22 protein-coding genes and 1 pseudogene are annotated in these 15,154 nt (G+C 43.6%); 22 read left to right on the top strand and 1 reads right to left on the bottom strand.

The window, feature by feature from the left end:
* Window positions 1-3: 3 nt before the first annotated feature.
* From QP794_RS28170 to QP794_RS28080, 18 genes and pseudogenes are all read left to right on the top strand, one after another.
* Complete coding sequence (locus tag QP794_RS28170) at window positions 4-657, top strand: hypothetical protein (protein ID WP_285080039.1); 654 nt, start codon at window positions 4-6, stop codon at window positions 655-657.
* Between the two features lie 11 nt (window positions 658-668).
* Entirely contained in the window at window positions 669-1,649 is a 981-nt protein-coding gene (locus QP794_RS28165; RefSeq protein ID WP_285080038.1) for an XkdQ/YqbQ family protein, read from the top strand.
* A complete protein-coding gene (locus tag QP794_RS28160) occupies window positions 1,649-1,972 on the top strand; it encodes a DUF2577 family protein (protein WP_285080037.1) in 324 nt (107 codons plus the stop codon). The genes QP794_RS28165 and QP794_RS28160 overlap by 1 nt, the downstream gene beginning before the upstream one ends.
* A 3-nt stretch (window positions 1,973-1,975) precedes the next feature.
* Window positions 1,976-2,419, top strand: a complete 444-nt coding sequence (locus QP794_RS28155; RefSeq protein ID WP_285080036.1) for a DUF2634 domain-containing protein — start codon at window positions 1,976-1,978, stop codon at window positions 2,417-2,419.
* On the top strand, window positions 2,416-3,240 hold the full coding sequence (locus QP794_RS28150) for a baseplate J/gp47 family protein (protein WP_285080034.1): 825 nt from the start codon (window positions 2,416-2,418) through the stop codon (window positions 3,238-3,240). Before QP794_RS28155 ends, QP794_RS28150 begins: the two co-directional genes overlap by 4 nt.
* Entirely contained in the window at window positions 3,237-3,890 is a 654-nt protein-coding gene (locus QP794_RS28145; RefSeq protein ID WP_285080033.1) for a hypothetical protein, read from the top strand. The genes QP794_RS28150 and QP794_RS28145 overlap by 4 nt, the downstream gene beginning before the upstream one ends.
* A complete protein-coding gene (locus tag QP794_RS28140) occupies window positions 3,890-4,210 on the top strand; it encodes a hypothetical protein (RefSeq protein WP_285080032.1) in 321 nt (106 codons plus the stop codon). Before QP794_RS28145 ends, QP794_RS28140 begins: the two co-directional genes overlap by 1 nt.
* Window positions 4,203-5,522, top strand: a complete 1,320-nt coding sequence (locus QP794_RS28135; protein ID WP_285080031.1) for a pyocin knob domain-containing protein — start codon at window positions 4,203-4,205, stop codon at window positions 5,520-5,522. Before QP794_RS28140 ends, QP794_RS28135 begins: the two co-directional genes overlap by 8 nt.
* The gene (locus QP794_RS28130) at window positions 5,523-6,152 is read left to right on the top strand and encodes a hypothetical protein (protein WP_285080030.1); all 630 of its coding nucleotides are present in this window, start codon (window positions 5,523-5,525) and stop codon (window positions 6,150-6,152) included.
* Between the two features lies 1 nt (window position 6,153).
* Window positions 6,154-6,699, top strand: coding sequence for a hypothetical protein (locus tag QP794_RS28125; protein ID WP_285080029.1), 546 nt, complete (start codon window positions 6,154-6,156; stop codon window positions 6,697-6,699).
* A 136-nt stretch (window positions 6,700-6,835) separates the two neighbouring features.
* Window positions 6,836-7,120 (top strand): hypothetical protein, encoded by a 285-nt coding sequence (locus QP794_RS28120; RefSeq protein ID WP_285080028.1) that lies wholly within the window; start codon window positions 6,836-6,838, stop codon window positions 7,118-7,120.
* Window positions 7,120-7,278 (top strand): hypothetical protein, encoded by a 159-nt coding sequence (locus QP794_RS28115; RefSeq protein ID WP_094937551.1) that lies wholly within the window; start codon window positions 7,120-7,122, stop codon window positions 7,276-7,278. The genes QP794_RS28120 and QP794_RS28115 overlap by 1 nt, the downstream gene beginning before the upstream one ends.
* 71 nt (window positions 7,279-7,349) lie before the next feature.
* Window positions 7,350-7,793 carry a phage holin family protein gene (locus QP794_RS28110; RefSeq protein ID WP_285080027.1) on the top strand — a complete coding sequence of 148 codons (444 nt, stop codon included), beginning with the start codon at window positions 7,350-7,352 and terminating at the stop codon, window positions 7,791-7,793.
* Window positions 7,780-8,500, top strand: a pseudogene (locus QP794_RS28105) (glycoside hydrolase family 25 protein). The gene QP794_RS28110 and the pseudogene QP794_RS28105 overlap by 14 nt, the downstream one beginning before the upstream one ends.
* A 12-nt stretch (window positions 8,501-8,512) precedes the next feature.
* Window positions 8,513-9,127, top strand: a complete 615-nt coding sequence (locus QP794_RS28095) for a M23 family metallopeptidase (protein ID WP_285080088.1) — start codon at window positions 8,513-8,515, stop codon at window positions 9,125-9,127.
* A 149-nt stretch (window positions 9,128-9,276) separates the two neighbouring features.
* A protein-coding gene (locus QP794_RS28090) for an IS3 family transposase (protein WP_483311964.1) occupies window positions 9,277-10,427 on the top strand; the annotation gives its coding sequence in 2 pieces (ribosomal slippage) (window positions 9,277-9,538 and window positions 9,538-10,427; 1,152 coding nt in all).
* 505 nt (window positions 10,428-10,932) lie between these two features.
* Entirely contained in the window at window positions 10,933-11,106 is a 174-nt protein-coding gene (locus QP794_RS28085) for a hypothetical protein (protein ID WP_211085468.1), read from the top strand.
* Window positions 11,103-11,714, top strand: coding sequence for a hypothetical protein (locus QP794_RS28080; RefSeq protein WP_285080024.1), 612 nt, complete (start codon window positions 11,103-11,105; stop codon window positions 11,712-11,714). The genes QP794_RS28085 and QP794_RS28080 overlap by 4 nt, the downstream gene beginning before the upstream one ends.
* Window positions 11,715-12,120: 406 nt before the next feature.
* On the opposite strand, the gene QP794_RS28075 is transcribed toward QP794_RS28080, so the two are convergent.
* Window positions 12,121-12,258 carry a hypothetical protein gene (locus QP794_RS28075; protein ID WP_285080023.1) on the bottom strand — a complete coding sequence of 46 codons (138 nt, stop codon included), beginning with the start codon at window positions 12,256-12,258 and terminating at the stop codon, window positions 12,121-12,123.
* A 116-nt stretch (window positions 12,259-12,374) separates the two neighbouring features.
* On the opposite strand from QP794_RS28075, the gene QP794_RS28070 reads away from it, so the two are divergent.
* From QP794_RS28070 to QP794_RS28055, 4 genes are all read left to right on the top strand, one after another.
* Complete coding sequence (locus tag QP794_RS28070) at window positions 12,375-12,590, top strand: helix-turn-helix domain-containing protein (protein ID WP_285080022.1); 216 nt, start codon at window positions 12,375-12,377, stop codon at window positions 12,588-12,590.
* 161 nt (window positions 12,591-12,751) lie between these two features.
* Window positions 12,752-13,411, top strand: a complete 660-nt coding sequence (locus QP794_RS28065; RefSeq protein ID WP_285080020.1) for a hypothetical protein — start codon at window positions 12,752-12,754, stop codon at window positions 13,409-13,411.
* Between the two features lie 619 nt (window positions 13,412-14,030).
* Entirely contained in the window at window positions 14,031-14,324 is a 294-nt protein-coding gene (locus QP794_RS28060; protein ID WP_285080019.1) for a hypothetical protein, read from the top strand.
* Window positions 14,325-14,350: 26 nt separating this feature from the next.
* Complete coding sequence (locus QP794_RS28055; RefSeq protein WP_483311963.1) at window positions 14,351-14,674, top strand: YolD-like family protein; 324 nt, start codon at window positions 14,351-14,353, stop codon at window positions 14,672-14,674.
* Window positions 14,675-15,154: the final 480 nt, after the last annotated feature.

Raw genomic sequence — 15,154 nt, 5'->3', positions numbered from 1 at the left:
AGCATGTTGGCAATGTCTCAGGGGGCCATTCGGCTGACCTTCCCGATCACTCCGGCCGAGGTACAAATTACAACCGGAAATGATGTGGATACATTTAACAACATCATAGGTCAAGAGCGAACAGGGAAACCCACTGCCAAGCTGCAGCGGGTTTCTTTTTCGACCATTTTGCCGCGCGAATGGCGTGAGTTGTGGGAGACGGACAAGAAACAGACTGTCACCTACAAACGGCCAGAAACGACGTGGCAGCTACTTGAGAAGTGGAAGCCCAAGCCGGTAGTGTTGAATTTTGAGGAATTGTTTTCCCAGACTATGTTGATCGAGAACATGGAGATTGTTTATAAAGACGGCCAAGGTAATATTCATATCACTATGTCACTGGTTGAACATAAGCCTGTGAAAATCATTTCTTACAGCAATACCAAGCAACTCCTGAAGCCTGGCGTAATAATAACGAAGTCGTCCAAGAGCCGGCCCAATACAACGGCCAAGTCCAGTAAAAAGGACAAGAAGAAGACGACCAAAAAGAAGAAAAAGGCCAAGGATAAAAAGAAGAGTACAGCAGCGGCAAAGGATGTTGCAAATAATGCGACGGGTGCATTTGATTACACAGGTCGCAAAAGCAAGATTGCGGCAGCCAACAACAAAGTGAAGTAAGGAGGGGGACCATGGATAAATTTGCAGTCATATACGGTAAACAGGATGCCAGGTCTGCCATGGCTCCTGCTATAACGGACATTTCTTGGTCATCGCAACGGGATGAAATCGCGCGAAGTTTGACGGTTCGGCTGCGTGACATTCCCACGGTTAGTGTGGCCGGTATGCTGATGTGCTTTTCCCACAGTATCGGCAAGGCACTCCTGCATCACAAGAACCAATTCTTTCATGGTCCGATCATAGACTATGAAAAAGATGAATTTACAGGTGCATGGGAGATTAAAGCCCGCGAAATTGGTTGGTACCTTGCCAAGAACAAAGGGACTCGGCCGTATTTGAAAGGTGAAGCAGGGGCTGAGTTGCAGAAGTACATTCAGACGACAGGTGTTGACTTCCGTTGCCCAAAACTTGGCTTTACCCTGGATGAACGATATGGGACGATGGCGCATTCAGAGGTCATTTTGGATGTGTTGCAAAAGGCATATGAGCGTAGCGGCTACAGGTACCATGTGGATGCTATCCGGACGGAGAAACATTTTTACCTGCAGGTTGTGAGGGAAGGCACCAATGAAAAGGTGCCTATTTTTGTGCCTGAACAAATGGAGGCCAGCAGCGCAGGCTACAACATCGAGGACACATACACGGTGGTTACCGCGCAGAAATACAAGGATGACAAGCTGTCAGCGTCAGTTACTAAAACGGACGCCAGCGCCTTGAAGACGTTTGGCCGCATGGAAGAGATCATTGAAGTAGAGGAAGATGAAAACCCTACGACGGTTGCAACGCAGAGGGTGAAGGCGATGGCCAAACCCAAACAGATCAAAAAGATCACCGTCCGTCATGAAGACCATACATTGGCTGGTTTACGGGCTGGCTGGCTAGTACTGATCAAGACGACTGTCGTTACCAAATGGATTGTGGAAAGCGTAGATACAAGCTGGAGCAAAGGCATATTTACAGTCAAGATGGTTTTGGAGCGGAGGGAAGCGTAATGATGGGTGATGCAATGAATCTTTTAAAACAGAAGGTAGCGGGTCACATCGATGCTCGGGATACCGAACGCGCTACCCTGCTGAGCTGGCCAAATGCCAAAATCGAGGTGGATGGCGATCCGTATCCATATGAATCGGGAAGGATTGTTATCGCAGATTACCTGCAGGAGCGTGAAATTGACGTAACGTTTGATGTGACAGAACCGGACCCCATGACGATGAAAGGTAAATTAATCATCCCCAGCCCTCTGCAGGTTGGTGATCGACTCCTGGTATCACGTATGACAGGCCAACGCTATTACGTTTTGGGGAAGGAGCGGTAACGTATGGATGAGGACGAAACGTTATTTCCTGAAATGGAACTAGAAGAAGTGGACGTTACCGATCTGGTGGACAACATTCCTTCTGCAACCAAATGGACATACAAGATGGATTACCGCAACCGCAGGGCTGTCCTGGATGAATCAGGGCGTGCAGTCCGGACAACCAGTTATGAGGAATTTCTTGTTGAAACCGCCATGAAGATCCTTTGCACCGAGCGATTCCAATATGTTGTATATGGTGCTGACATCGGCGTTGAAAAATCGGAGTGGCCAGGATGGGAAGACACTGAAATTATCCGCGACATCGAAGAAGCGTTGACGGCTCACCCGGAGATTGAGCAAGCCGAGGTAACGTCAATGACGCGTGTTGATCGGGGGATGGATCTCACTATCCAGATTTCTGGTCTTGTAGGTGTGGCTGAATTGAATGAGGTGATCGATACATGAGCTTAACGATTAATGATTTGCCTAAGTTCCCTGTTGTACCTGTGCTTGAGGAAACCCCGGACATGATTTATCAACGATGGGTTAACCGGGCAATTACGATGGCCAACGAAAGAGGGCTGCCACCGCCTCCTGTGGGCGAGGGTGAATACTTTTATGATCTTTGGTACCCCATTGCCCAGGAGCTGGCCGAACAACAAGAATTGTGGGGATATGGCGTGCTGCAGTCAACACCGATTTGGGCCGATGACGAATTTTTGGATGCACATGGTTGGGCAGATGGTATGGTCCGGAAAGATGGTGAATCCAACGATGATTACCGCCTGCGGATTCTTGATCGAGCTTTTGTTGAAGAAGGCAACGGCCGTCGTAAAGATTATGAAATTTGGGCCAAAGAGATCCAGGGCGTAGGCGGCGCGGTGGCCGTGGAAAAGGAGCGTCATGACAATTCTATTGATCTGTATCTGACTGACATGGCCGGACAACCGATTACGGCAGAGTTTGCCGAGAAAGTCAAAGCATTGATGTGGGAGGATTACCGTATAGCTGGTCACGATCTGGCCGTGTATCCTGCTCCGATCTTCTTGGTCTCCGTTAAAGCCAAGTTGGAAACATCGGAAGACCTGCAGCAATTGGCCGAACTGATACGTCAGCGGGTAATCGCATATGCTAACGGCCGCAGCAAGCTGTTGTACAACTATATTGCCGCTCTCTTGCTCGTGCCAGGCGTGGAGAACTACAGTGACTTTGCGCTTAATGATGATGTTCAGGACATTGATGTTCCACCTGTATCGTTCCTGCAGGTTGAGGTGATGCTGCTATGATTCCCGTTCGGTACCGGGAAGTGTTACCACCATACTGGTATGAAAATGAGGTAGCAGGCTGGCACTTTGGCGTAATGGAAGAAGAGATTGATCTGCGGGCAAAGAAGATGGACGAATTAGTGGAACAGTTTTTACTTCAGCGGGCAACTTGGGGGTTGGATCTGTGGGAATGGATCTACTTCAGGACAGTACAGGTAGGTTCATTGTCAAACCGTCGAGAAGCGATCCGCAGAAAACGGTTAGCGAAGAAGCCATTCAAATTGCCTATTCTTCGACAGATCGGATTGCAATACGGTAAGCTCCTGCAGGTGAGAGAGGAATTTATAGCAAAGGAGATCCACTTTGAATATGACGGCAGCTCCCCCATTAATGTGGCGGGGCTATTTGATGATTTTGAGTACATCCGGCCTGTTCATATTAACCGAGCTGTCCCTGTGGCCAAAACAACTACACCCGCCATCATACTGAGTGGCAAGGGTTATTCGCACTCCGTTGATTTCCCTATCTGCGGATTTGAGATGCCCCAAGAACTGGGGACAAGCGGCGTCTTGGCTACTCAGAATATTACAATGGCTGCCACTACAGCATACTCCAGGATCGACAGTCCGATAACAGGATTCGAAATACCCATGCAAGGAGGGACGCCATAATGGCAGATGTTATTCAACCGCTTATGTTGGACTATGCAGTAACTGATGCGGACTCGCATTTTGATCATGCACTGGTAAACGTCAGTGGAGAATTGGTGAAATACCCAATCCATAATACCGTTATATCGGGTCGGACGATCCGAAAGTACGTGTTTTTAAGCGATACAGCCGTAATTGGAAAGCAGATCCTTGGGGCTTCCTTGATGGATAACCAGGGAAGAACACTCGCTAACCAGGCGTTGAATGTTGTTAAGAACGATCTGGGCTTTCTGATCGGATTCGAATTCACGATTAAGCTGGAGGTGAAGGCAATTGTATAACAAACAAACGTGGTTGGACGAGATCCCCGATATGACAAAGCCCATTTATGATGCTTCGGGAAAGCAGAAGACAGATCCCCAAACAGGCCGACCTCTTTTTGAACTGGTTCAAGCCGGAACTCGAATCACTTCAAGCCGCCTTAACACTATGGAAGGTGGTATTGAAGCAGCCCATACATTGGTCGAACAATTAGCCAAGGAATTGGGTGGTAACTTTGCTGTGCCTGTTGATGGAACAATGGGGCTTCTTTGTAGCGCCCAAGGTCTTAAAGCGACATGGACAGCTGGGATAGCTTACGTAAATGGCGGCCGTTATCAGGTAGCTGCAGGTGAAATGCTGCTGAATCCAACTCAAGGTCAATACTTGTACGTGGACATCGATGGAGCTGTCAAAAAGACGACTTCTCAAGCAACAGCCAAAAAGGGATTAACGATTTTCTATGTGGCAACTGATACGAGCGGGGTCATTTCAACTACGGATCACCGCGTAAACATTAGCCTGGAAGAGATCTTGAAGCGATTGGAGAACGTTCAGATTCCCGACGCGTCTTTGACTGAAAAAGGAAAGGTGCAACTATCTGATTCAATTAACGATACTTCAAAAGACAAAGCAGCCACACCAAGTGCGATTAAGCAAGCATATGATTTGGCTAACGAGAAACAAAGCACTATTAAGCTCGCTAATAACTTTGCAGCACCTGATGCTGCCATTACGTTATATCCAGAAGGGATTTCCGTTTTCTACGTTGGTGGAGGTACGGGAGGTCAGGGGGGGGCGTGGCAAATTGCGACAGGAGCAACAGAGGCATTTGGTTACGTTGAAACAGTAAGAATTGGCACGGGCGGCTACCAGATGTATACAGAGATGTACTCTGGCACAGATACGAAAAACCGTACTAGCAACAAACAATACAAACGCAACAAGCGTGATTCTAACTCAGGCTGGCAACCCTTTGAACGTGTGCTTGACGCTGACGATTTGGCAAGCGTTCAGTCATATGTTGATGATCTATCATGGCAAAAGTTCAAACTAACGGAAGACTTGGGATATACGAAATGGCTGAATACACCCGACATGAATACACTTTTGGATGCTGGACAATTTTATTCGTATGATACTACTAACGGCCCCGTGACAGGCAATGTGGGGAATTATATCGAAATATTCAGGAGCGCTACAAACATGGCTATGCAAAGGGTAACAACCGTTAACACGGGCCAAATATTTTTCAGGTATAAAACATCAACCACGGTGTGGTCGGCTTGGGCGCAAATATATCCCGCAAAAAAAAGTGCATGGGGGGCGTTGTAGGTGGCGACAACTTTCAAGAGGTTGTTCGGTGGTAGTGTTCCAACCGCGAATTCTACAGTGAATTTGTACACCGTTCCCACGAACTATAAAACTATAATTAAATCGTTCATCATTTCAAATGGCTCCGCTTCTGGCATCAATGTTATCGTTCGTGTCGCAAACACTGAAATCCTGTTTAACTACATCCTGAAGGCGAAAGACACAATAGTTATCCCTGTGATGGATCAGTGTCTAATTGCTGGCAATGCAATAACGATATATGTTTCCGGCGCATCGAACACAAACGTAATAAGTTGTTACATTTCCGGCATCGAAGCACTGACAACTGACCCTGAATACTCAGGTGTAACAAGGATGGGGCTTGGAATCATTCCGTCTTCATCGTCCACTATTGTTAGTTCATGGTCAAAAGAAAGAATTGTTAAAGGGATTATCCTGTGCAATACGAATAGTTCGGACACGGAGGTTACAATGGAAGTTGGAGGGGTGAGGATATTACAAGGATTTTCGATAAAAGGTTACGACACCATCCTTATACCTACAACTGATTTGTTAATCCCGGCCTCGGAGGTTATAACCGCTGCTGGTTACGGGATCAATTATTACATCACGGGCAAGGAGTTGGGATGACATGCCTAGTATTGATAATTTCTCGTTGAGTAGATTCTCAATTGGAGGCGGCTCCCCCGAGTCGGTGCTTATAAACGGGGAGGGAATGACCAGCGGTAACACAACCGTTCAAACGAATTTCACAGGTTTTAAGGGCACCATGATGACGATTGAAGCCAATAAGAAATTATTATCTATGAGTAATAAAAGTGTAGCAGATTCGTCATCCACTTATGTTGGCGGACTTTACGGAATGGGAGTAGCTTTTGCGTTACAGGACATCGCCGGGAACGTATGGCAATTGACGTCATCCACCACACAATATCTACATTTAATGAGTTTGTCACTGGACTTGATAACAGGGTCTGGGTATTACTTGTATAAGGTAAGCACATTGTCCAATAACCCAACCTCATCCAATGTAAGCGCGGGTGCAATCAACAATAAACCACCCGGGTTTAACGCCAGCAATTCATATCTTTTGTTTGGGGTCATGGTCGTTATACCGCCCACGTCAACAACAACGATAAACTATTCCGGTGTCTTCATGACGATGAAACAACTGTGATGAACATACAGAAAAATAGAGAACTGAGTCTTGGAGGAGGGAATGCCAACAATTGAATATGTAGACGTAGCACGTCCGAAAGCGGAGCGTGTTTTTTGTGCCAACATATAGAGATAGGGAAGGGGGTGACAACACAATGCAAACAGGTATGAGGATTATATATGATCAAGACGGGGAGATTGTACTTTATTTCATGCCAAGTGACGGTTGGCCACGGAAAGAAATCACGAAATTAGAGCACATTGATTTAGAATATGATGAGATCGATCTTAACATCTATTATATTGAGAAGGTCGATCCAGAAACCAAAAAGCCAATCATTAAAAGGATTCGTCCCGAATTAACTCCAGAAGAGAAAATGAGGGAATTGGAAGATCAAATTTTATTATTAGCCAATGAAAATACAGGAGGGATTTTGTAATGGTAAACGAAGTAGTGGTGCGTATTGCGGCGGAAAGAATTTTGACTAAGGGACTCAATCCAAAGACTAGTCAAGTGTACTTGCTTGATGACATCACCAATACCGATTATCGCCAAGCTGTGGAAGATTACATTTTAAAACAAACTGAAGGGATTTAACAAGCGTACCCAAGTGGTGCGCTATTTTTATGCCCTCTGGAGTGGTCAGGGGGCTTTTTCATATTAAATAAATGGGGGATAGGAAGTTGGAGAACGTGGGGAAATGGGCTTTGGCCGTGGGTAGCTGGTTAGTGTCTTATTTATTTGGGGGTTGGTCTGGAGTGTTGGGCGTATTGCTGGTGTTTGTAGTTATGGATTATTTAACAGGGGTCGCTGCTGGTTGGATGTCCGGGGAACTTAGAAGCAAAATCGGAATGTTCGGAATTGCCCGTAAGGTCTTTATTTTTGCCATGGTTGCGGTCGGCCACTTGGTGGATGGCATCCTTGGTGATGGCCACTTATTCAGGGATACGGTGGCGTTTTTCTATATTGCTAATGAATTGCTGTCCATTACTGAAAATGGCGGGGAAATGGGTGCGCCTATCCCGTCTGTGATCAAGCAAGCAATTGAGGTATTGAAGGGCAAGGGCGGCAACGACAACGATAAAGGAGCTGGTACAGGTGCAAGCACGTAAGCAAGGAAACGTTCAAGGCATCGACGTTTCCCGATACCAGGGTAATATCGACTGGCAGAAGGTTAAAGCCGATAAGCGGGAATTTGTGTTCATTAAGGCAACTGAAGGCCAAACGTACACCGATCCTAATTTTGTATCTAATGTTAAATGTGCGTTGTCGGCTGGTTTGCTGGTTGGAACGTACCATTTCCTGCGGGCTATATCGGCAGCTGCAGCAAAGTCGGAAGCCGCGCATTATGCAAAATCCCTCGAGGCGGTTGGCGGGGCAAAAGCCCTGCAGCTCCCGCCTGTGATGGACTACGAGAACAATCCGAACGGGATCAGCAAGGCACAGATCAACATTGTGGCCAAAGCATTTCTGACGGAGCTGGAACGGCTGACAGGTGTCAAACCGATCATTTACACGGGCAATTCATTTGCTGGCAATTTTGATACAAGCTTGTCGGGATCTTTGGATCGCACGTTACAGTAATACGAAGGTTCCAGATGATCAGCCTGCATGGAAGAACTGGACAATTTGGCAGTATAGCGATGCAGGCAAGGTTCCAGGCATTACGGGCAACGTGGATCTGAATGAATTCAACGGCAACCTGACTGAATTAAAGAAGCGCTATGGAAAGGAGCAAGACATGAGTAATCCTTTTGACGGGTACCGGATCACAAGCCCGTTTGGTATGCGCACGCACCCGGTCAGTGGGCTGCAGTAGTTTCACCGGGGAATCGACCTGGTTGTTAACCCGAGTGATGGCCCGATCTATGCGTTTGTGGATGGTGAGGTCATGCATGCAAAAATGGGCGTGTCCGGATCCGGCTTCGGAAATTATGGAATCGTCGTGACTATTAAAGATGATAAAGGTTATTTGCACATTTACGCCCATCTTTCAGCTACAGGCGTAAAAGTTGGCCAACAAGTAAAGCGTGGCCAGTTGATCGGCAAGCAAGGCAACACAGGTATTAGCAGCGGCTCGCATTTGCATTATGAGGTGCGTAAAGCAGCCAGCCCGCAATATGGTTATACGGCCACGGAAGCGGGAGTTGTCGAGCCAACTCAATACTTAATAAGTTATTACGGGCAGACGCCTGTTAAGGAGGATAAGCCAGTGACACAAGAACGTGACATTAATGTTGTGAGCCCATGGGCAGCAGAGACATGGGCAGAGGTTACGGCTAATGGTTACTACGATGGCACACGTCCAGGAGCAGTTATTACACGGGAGGAATCCGCAATCGTGACAAATAGGCTCAGGAAAAATATCCTGAAGCTGATTGCAGGGATTAACGGTAATGTTTCTGATCTGTATGATCGATTGAAGATGATTGAAGCGGAAGGATGAATATGGTAATGTATTCGTAAATCCTATAGAATCGGTAAAAAGGACTCCACTGCATACCACTGGTGGTATTATCCCCACTTGGTAGACAGTGAAAAAAGAGGACATGTTACAATGAACTCAAACACTGGATACCGGAGGGGATTTTTGTTATGTCAGCAAAGAAAGGCCAAACCTTTAATCGATATAGCGAAGAAACGAAGAAAGAGGCCGTTCGTCTGCGAGTGGAAGAAGATTGGGCGTACAGTCAGATTATGGAGAAGTTTGGGATTAAGAGCGAGAGCCAGATTATTACATGGGTTCGTAAAAACCTAAACGGAGAGAGTTTTGAGGATTACCGGGGACGTTGGACGAAGAAGCATTTTAGTAGTGCAGAAGAAGAAAATGCTTATTTGAAAGCGCAGGTAGAATATCTAAAAAAGCTCAATCCGAATTTGCAAGGAGAGGGAAGCTGGATTTCGAAGCCCGGTGCCAGTCCGTTCGAGAAATAAGCAAGTCGGTACCCGTGGTTTGGCTGTGTAAAATGGCTGAAATTTCACGTGCAGGTTACTACAAATGGAAGAAAAACGCTGCCTTCAGAGAGAAACGAGCAGATCGGGACGCGGATCTAAAAGCACATATTTTAGGCATTCACCGGCTTCGTCCTTATTTTGGCTATAAACGTATGCGAACCGCGTTAGGAAAGGAAGGCCTCGTGGTGAATCATAAAAAGGTACGCCGCTTAATGAGAGAACTTCAGATTCGTTCCGTGATTCGCAAGGAACGTCCATTTGCTGGCCGGAAACCGTCAGTTCTGTTCCGTAATGTCTTAAATCGAGAATTCTCGGCGGCAGCTCCTCTGCAGAAGCTCGTGACGGATATTACGTATGTCCGGATTGGACATGATTTTGCTTATCTCTCAGTCGTGATGGATCTGTACAACAACGAAATTTTAGCCTGGGAACTCTCCGAGCGAAATGACTTAAAACTCGTTACGGACACGGTGAAGAAACTGAAGTGTGGACCTTCCTTGCTCCATTCAGACCAAGGGTTTCAGTATACAACACAGAGTTATGCCAAGTTGCTTGAAGAGAAGAAGCTCACAGGAAGCCACTCTCGGCGTGGGAACTGCTATGACAATGCTTGTATTGAATCGTTCTTCTCCCACTTAAAGACGGAGAAGTTGTACCTGGAAAAACCTCAAAATCTGGAGCAAGCAAGGAGCCAAATTACGGAGTATATTTCGTTTTACAACAAGGAACGTTTCCAAAACAAACTTGGCGACCTCTCCCCGATTGAATTCCGGGAAAAAGTCGCCGCTTAATAAAATTTCTCTTTTTTATTGTCTACTTGACGGGGCTATGACCACTGGTGGGGTTCTTTTTTGATTTTACCCACCAAAATCGTCTCAAAAACACACCATTCCCCGGTGTCATTGTTCTATATTTTGCTTTATTATTAGTTTGCCTATAAAAAAGTAAAAAAATTCATTAAGGAAAGGTAAGGGTAATTAGTTATCAGATGTAAGTTGTTTTCAAGTTCATCTTTAGAAAGGATCTGGTCTATATGTAGATTGTATATATATGAATAATCTATATGTTGTATTCCATTTTTTGAGTTCACGAAATAGTCAATTAAATCGCCTATTTCAGTTTACTTTTGATGTACAAAAGATATAATGAAGGTACAAATAGTATACAAATGCAGTACAAATGCAGTACAAATAGGATACAAATGCGATACAAATGATGTATATATAGGATATAAATGTGGCACATAAAGCAAAGGAATTTACATATAATATCAAAGGCAGAAAGGAGGTCAACAACATGGCGACGAGTAGTATTATGAAAAGTATTACAATCGACAGTAAGAAAAACAGCCAAAAGTTGATTTCTGCACTTGAAAATGCAGATAAAAAGGGAAGTGTGGAGGTCTCTTTTTCGAAGCAACATAGAGAAATTAGAGGTAAAATGATTAGGGAGATATTTAAAGACCTTTGATCAAAGGTTACATTGAAATTCCTTTGCTAGATTTGATCAAAGAACTTGGCGATAGCTCAGCAAACAAAATTATATCTGGTTTTTCATGTCCAATGAACAAGGATGTCGAGTATTTCCTTAAGTCTCGTGCGGTGGAATTTGCTAAACAAGGGATAACTCAAACTCATTTAGTTTTCATGCAATATAAAGGTGAACTAAGATTGATTGGTTATTATTCACTTGCAAACAAGTTTATATCAGTAAAAGACAGTAATTTATCTAACAGTCTAAGGAAAAGAATTGCAAAGTTCGGTACGCGTGATTCGTCTAACAAGGGTTACGTTATGCCGGCTCCTTTGATTGCACAGTTAGGAAAAAATTTTACTGATGGTCTGGACAAACAGATATCTGGTGATGAGTTACTGAAGATGGCACTCGATAATATTGCCAAGCTTCAACAAATTGCCGGAGGTAGAATTGTTTATCTCGAATGCGAAGACATTGAAGATTTGAAAAATTTTTATTCTCGAAACGGATTTATTGAATTCTCCAAACGGGAAAAGGATTCAGAAGATGCGGATAGAATTAAAGGACAATATTTGTTGCAATTATTAAAAGTGGTAAAATAATAGGTAAAAGCCTTCCATCAGGAAGGCTTTTTTTGTTTGTATAGCTTAATGACGCAACGCGTTCGTTTGTATATTCGCGCAGAATGAGGATGAAACTTTGGCCCCAATAAACGTCTGACAATCCGGACCGCTTGATAGTATTTATCTGCCCCAGGCACATAAATGTATGTGATATCTCCCGCGCTGTTGTATCTCCAAGGTAATTGCATTCCCCAATCCAACCCTTCTGTTACTTTCTAAAGTTTTTGATCGACAGTATTAAAGCAACGACTGAGATGATTAGACCACTTATTGCGATGGACCAAATTACAATACTCATCCTAAGCCCTCCTAGTGGAAATTTAATTGCTGTTTATGTTAAGATTGGGGTGAGCAGGCGCTGTGTTAGCCGCCTACTCGGGAACTTTTAACGTTTGCGTGGTCCGCGGCGTTTGGTTCCTTTTTTCTTTTTCTTGCTCTTAGCGGCGGTATTTAGCATATTGCCGATGGCCGTCGTCATATTTGCGATCGCTGTTAGGAGCAAGACCCAATCTAATGTTTTCATTGCTGTTGTTCACCTCCTTACATATATAATTATACAACGAATATCGTTGAATATCAACGAATATAGTTGAATTATTCATCGCAATATTATATATTTAAATTGAGGTGAGACTATAAATGTTGAAGTTGAAGCTGGCTGAACTCATTGACGAACGTGGATTGAATACACGGCAACTGAGTAAAATGACGGGAATTCGCTGGAATACGATTGCTGATATGGCCGAAAATAAATCTAAAGCTTGGTCACCTGAAAACCTCGATAAAATCATGGTGGCATTGGAACTTGATGATATATCCGAATTGATTGAATATAAAAAGGAACAGCGGGAGTAATTCGCTGTTCCTTTTTGATTAGTGTTTAAAAATCAAAAAAAGAAGAAATATTTTGAATTTTATCAACGTATATCTATATTTTAACAAATAGTGGTTGATAGATTGTTATAATTGATATATTATACAATTTGTAACATAAATATGATTTGGGAGGAATAAAATTGAACAAAAAGGTAAAAATGTTGTCTGCTGCTCTATGTACTGCGTTGGCTATTACGTCCTTGGCTCCGGTTGCATTTGCATCCTCAGCTACCCCGTCTCCGTCCATTGAACTGCCTAAAGGTGAATTTAACCTTAACAAAAAGACAATTGTTTTAGGAGAAGATGAATTTTCTAAGAAAGTCTTAAACTCTATTGAATCAATGACGCCATACATAAACAAAGGATCAGATAATTTATATCATATTGATCCTGCTGCACAAGGAATTGTTGAGCAAGATGTGTATAATCATTTTGCTACCGGAGTTCAAAACTTAAATGCTGCAGTCAACAGTGAAGTGTCCACCAGTAATGGTCAGGTTGTAACTCCTTTTACATTTGCTAATTCTTACTGGTGGGGAGTTGCAATCACTTTTAATAATCAAGAAACAAATGACATGATTTATGCACTACAGCAAACTGCGCAAGTAGCAGTGCTTCTCGCGGCTATAGCAGGGTTTATTCCGGGAGGTCAGATAGGGGCCGTGGTAGCTTTAATTGAGGGTGCTGGTTTTAGCATGATAGCTAATTCCATGTCACATAATAATGCTGGCAAAGGAGTAACTTTGAATTTGCATTGGTTGCCTATAACGTACTATGAGGTGACAACAAATAAAGGATAAAGTAGAATATTAAAAGAGAGGAGGGATATCTTGGGGACTTCTTATGCAATTATACTACTCTTTCTTTTAATTCCTGCTGTTCTACTGGTCACTATCGTGAGTTTGATATTTAGAAGAAACAGAATCAGAAAAGGTTATGTTCTAACAGGAATTTCGGCCGCAGCTATTATCATGTTAGCTATTAATTCACTTGTGACTGGTTCCGTAAATCAAAACAGTATTACTGTTATGCTTTTGTTAACTTTAGCGGTAGTACTATCATACCAAATCAACAATAAACGAAGAAGAAATCATTAAAGTAGAGTCCCATCGGTTTATAACGATGGGGCTTTTTTCTTGTTGAATATCGAACGTACATTCGCATATAATATTAAAAAAAGCAAACGGACGTTCTGTTTATTGGAGGGAAGAGCATGCCAGTAAAATATTTGGGTTGGTTGGTGGAAATCATTTATTCGGACCAAAGCGGAAAGATCACTAAGCGTCGTATACAAGTTAAGAGCATTCGGTCTGGGCTTATTAAAGCAGATGATTTGTTATCTGGCCAACCGCGAACATTTAAGGAGTCCGGTTTACTGGCATGCTATCTGATCAGGACGACAGCACAGGGGGCTTAAACATGTTGACGGATTATGAACGGAAGGTACTGAGGATCTTGTACAACTACAGTAGTGGGCGACGACGGCTGCCTACAATCCATGAATTGACTGTTAAAACGGGTAAGGGGGATAAAGTAGTTATGGCCGCCTTAGAGACCCTTATTACAACTGAATACATACACTGGGAGGATAAGTCTAACACGGCTAATATTGTGATCCTGGAAGGCTGGGAACGAGAGTCGGAAAAGCTTAAGCTTCCCAAGGCACCGATAACGGCGCTGCCAAACGATTTAAGCTATTGGACCCAATACTGAGGAGGGCGTAAACTATTGCTAGCAAATTGACGGCGAACGGCGTATACGAGGGATCTCGGATTATCCTTCCGGAAAATCGTGAAGCGTTTTTAAAGGATCAGAAGGAACAAGAGAGACGGGGGAAGCCGGTTCTGGACGAACAGGAAATACTGTTGATCGAGGCAGCGATTTTTGAATCGTACCAGGAATGGAAATCTATCACAGTGACTGTATTTAACCCGTTTGATGACGAGGAGCTGCGGGGCGTTGTGACATCGATCGATAAGCCAAACAGGAGAATCAAACTTGTACGGGGAGAAGAGGACTACAGTTGGCCAAGAATAGAAGAGATTATTAAAGCAAGCATATAAAAACAAGTAAGGCCTTGGTCATGCCTTTTTTCACAAATTAAAGACAATAAAGGAGCCTACTACTCCATTTTTTTGGTACTGAGGTTCCTTTATTTTGTTTATGGAGTTATTGTTATGAATAGCACAAATAATACAAGGGGCGTGATTTTATTAACTGGACAGTATTTGTAGGCTTAGGTTTATATATTTACATTGTTATATTAGTGAGTTTCCGGTTGATAAAAAAAGAGACAACAAAACACCATATACAGAACATAGCATTCTTAATACTCTCTATTATTTGCATAAACGCGATAGATTCAGTAAATATATTTAGACCGATAATTATGCTGGTTACGTTTGTGATTTTAATTATATATGTATCTATTTTAATTATAAAAAATATTAAGAATAGACCGGATTAATGGATCGGCCTCTTTTGTTATTTGAAAAAATCTTCCCCAGTAGTCACAAATGTTGGTTTTCTTCTTTGGCACGTGA

The organism is Paenibacillus sp. UMB7766-LJ446, assembly GCF_030226665.1.
GTDB lineage: Bacteria > Bacillota > Bacilli > Paenibacillales > Paenibacillaceae > Paenibacillus > Paenibacillus vandeheii.
This window is presented reverse-complemented; position numbering and strand designations above follow the sequence as displayed.

What these genes read in the sequence shown, in the direction of transcription:
- QP794_RS28170 (WP_285080039.1), top strand. Translation starts at nt 4, where the DNA reads ATGTTGGCAATGTCTCAGGGGGCCATTCGGCTGACCTTCCCGATCACT.
- QP794_RS28165 (WP_285080038.1), top strand. Translation starts at nt 669, where the DNA reads ATGGATAAATTTGCAGTCATATACGGTAAACAGGATGCCAGGTCTGCC.
- QP794_RS28160 (WP_285080037.1), top strand. Translation starts at nt 1,649, where the DNA reads ATGATGGGTGATGCAATGAATCTTTTAAAACAGAAGGTAGCGGGTCAC.
- QP794_RS28155 (WP_285080036.1), top strand. Translation starts at nt 1,976, where the DNA reads ATGGATGAGGACGAAACGTTATTTCCTGAAATGGAACTAGAAGAAGTG.
- QP794_RS28150 (WP_285080034.1), top strand. Translation starts at nt 2,416, where the DNA reads ATGAGCTTAACGATTAATGATTTGCCTAAGTTCCCTGTTGTACCTGTG.
- QP794_RS28145 (WP_285080033.1), top strand. Translation starts at nt 3,237, where the DNA reads ATGATTCCCGTTCGGTACCGGGAAGTGTTACCACCATACTGGTATGAA.
- QP794_RS28140 (WP_285080032.1), top strand. Translation starts at nt 3,890, where the DNA reads ATGGCAGATGTTATTCAACCGCTTATGTTGGACTATGCAGTAACTGAT.
- QP794_RS28125 (WP_285080029.1), top strand. Translation starts at nt 6,154, where the DNA reads ATGCCTAGTATTGATAATTTCTCGTTGAGTAGATTCTCAATTGGAGGC.
- QP794_RS28120 (WP_285080028.1), top strand. Translation starts at nt 6,836, where the DNA reads ATGCAAACAGGTATGAGGATTATATATGATCAAGACGGGGAGATTGTA.
- QP794_RS28115 (WP_094937551.1), top strand. Translation starts at nt 7,120, where the DNA reads ATGGTAAACGAAGTAGTGGTGCGTATTGCGGCGGAAAGAATTTTGACT.
- QP794_RS28110 (WP_285080027.1), top strand. Translation starts at nt 7,350, where the DNA reads ATGGGGGATAGGAAGTTGGAGAACGTGGGGAAATGGGCTTTGGCCGTG.
- QP794_RS28085 (WP_211085468.1), top strand. Translation starts at nt 10,933, where the DNA reads ATGGCGACGAGTAGTATTATGAAAAGTATTACAATCGACAGTAAGAAA.
- QP794_RS28075 (WP_285080023.1), bottom strand. Translation starts at nt 12,258, where the DNA reads ATGAAAACATTAGATTGGGTCTTGCTCCTAACAGCGATCGCAAATATG.
- QP794_RS28070 (WP_285080022.1), top strand. Translation starts at nt 12,375, where the DNA reads ATGTTGAAGTTGAAGCTGGCTGAACTCATTGACGAACGTGGATTGAAT.
- QP794_RS28060 (WP_285080019.1), top strand. Translation starts at nt 14,031, where the DNA reads ATGTTGACGGATTATGAACGGAAGGTACTGAGGATCTTGTACAACTAC.